Genomic DNA, 551 nt, shown 5'->3' with positions numbered 1-551 from the left:
TACCATCGGCGCTGGAGGGCTTAACGGTCGTGTTCGGGATGGGTACGTGTGGAACCCCTCCGCTATCGCCACCAAACGCTTGAGAGTTTGAACTCTCAAAACTGAGCAACGAGTGAGTAACAGGCCTAAACCTGAGTTTTGAAGCTTACGCTTCATATTTGAATGTTTCCGTTGCAGGAAACGATTCTCCATAGAAAGGAGGTGATCCAGCCGCACCTTCCGATACGGCTACCTTGTTACGACTTCACCCCAATCATCTACCCCACCTTCGGCGGCTGGCTCCTTGCGGTTACCTCACCGACTTCGGGTGTTGTAAACTCTCGTGGTGTGACGGGCGGTGTGTACAAGACCCGGGAACGTATTCACCGCGGCATGCTGATCCGCGATTACTAGCAATTCCGACTTCATGTAGGCGAGTTGCAGCCTACAATCCGAACTGAGACCGGCTTTTCTAGGATTGGCTCCACCTCGCGGCTTCGCTTCCCGTTGTACCGGCCATTGTAGTACGTGTGTAGCCCAGGTCATAAGGGGCATGATGATTTGACGTCATC

At 53.4% G+C, this 551-nt stretch carries 2 rRNA genes; both read right to left on the bottom strand.

Annotated features, from left to right (window positions below):
* Positions 1 to 76: ribosomal RNA gene (rrf, locus tag G9G57_RS25285) — 5S ribosomal RNA — on the bottom strand; the annotation flags it as partial.
* Positions 77 to 194: 118 nt separating this feature from the next.
* Positions 195 to 551, bottom strand: a 16S ribosomal RNA gene (locus tag G9G57_RS25280); the annotation flags it as partial.

The organism is Paenibacillus sp. EKM211P (genome assembly GCF_011066175.1).
In the GTDB taxonomy this organism is placed as follows: Bacteria; Bacillota; Bacilli; order Paenibacillales; family Paenibacillaceae; genus Paenibacillus; species Paenibacillus polymyxa.
This window is presented reverse-complemented; position numbering and strand designations above follow the sequence as displayed.